General features: G+C 52.9%; 2 protein-coding genes. Both read right to left on the reverse strand.

All coding sequences use genetic code 11. The features are described from left to right. A partial coding sequence (locus CLV89_RS22310; protein WP_207796996.1) for a CHASE domain-containing protein occupies positions 1-626 on the reverse strand: 626 nt, incomplete at its 3' end. A 144-nt stretch (positions 627-770) separates the two neighbouring features. After that, the coding region (locus CLV89_RS22315; protein ID WP_133166708.1) for an integrase core domain-containing protein at positions 771-1,024 on the reverse strand (254 nt) is incomplete at its 5' end.

The following is a 1,024-nucleotide window of genomic DNA, read 5'->3' on the forward strand; positions in this document are numbered from 1 at the left end:
TTGCGCACCACAAAGGGCGCATAGACCACGCCTGCAAAACGGTCTCTACGCTCGCTCAAAGATGTTGGTGCTGCGCCTGAGTAGAACGGCGTGTAAAAGAGAAAGCCAGGTGTATGACCGCTATCCTGCACGAGGAAAATCGGACCAGTAATCTGTGCTCCACCAGAGTCTCTGCTTGCCAGGAGACCGGTTCGTCTGTTGGTTTCATGGGCAACGTCCAGCCCGACTGCAGCGGCATTGATGTTTTCGGGCTCGATAAAGGTGATCGGCAGCAAGAAATCGAGGTCATGTTCAGGGAAAATTGAGAAGTCTCTCTCCTCGCTTTCCCGCGCAGTCATATAGGCTTGGAGGTTCTGTCTATCCACGAACTGGATAAGGCCGATGCCATTCACACCAGGATATTTTTCCTCAATGTTGAGAGAGGACGCGAAGTGCTTCCAGCTTGCTGCGGTGACATCCGCGCCTAACGTATCGACGTGGGCAACCCCCGACCAGAGAGCGTCCTCGTACCGCGACATTCGGTCTACAATGAGATCTATTGTGCGGTTTTTTGAGGCCTCAAAACGAGACTCAATCTGAAGATTTACCTGCTGCTTGGAATACAACCAAGCTCCGATGGTCATCATCAAGGTAGATCTACCATACCAGCGCAAATCTACAGCAACACACTCTGAGATATTTCTCCACGAAAGTTATTAACTATCGGTGTGTTTCAGCCATTTATCCCGTCATTTAGTGCTGTGCCCCCATCGAGTGGTCCAATTTGAATGTTAATGCATCGTCGGTCTTTGGTCTATCAGGACGATGCTTTTGGGCGCTGGGGGCCGGTATCCTAAGGCGCTGTGGGGCCTAACCGTGTTGTAGTGGCGACGCCAGCGTTCGATGAGGATCTGTGCTTCACGCAGCGTGGTGAAGACCTCGCCGTTTAGTAACTCATCCCGGAAGCGGGCGTTGAAGCTCTCGCAGTAGCCGTTCTCCCAAGGTGATCCCGGGGCAATGAATGCGGTCTTCGCGCCCACGGCAC

The sequence above is a fragment of the Tritonibacter scottomollicae genome, assembly GCF_003003215.1.
Taxonomy (GTDB): Bacteria; Pseudomonadota; Alphaproteobacteria; order Rhodobacterales; family Rhodobacteraceae; genus Epibacterium; species Epibacterium scottomollicae.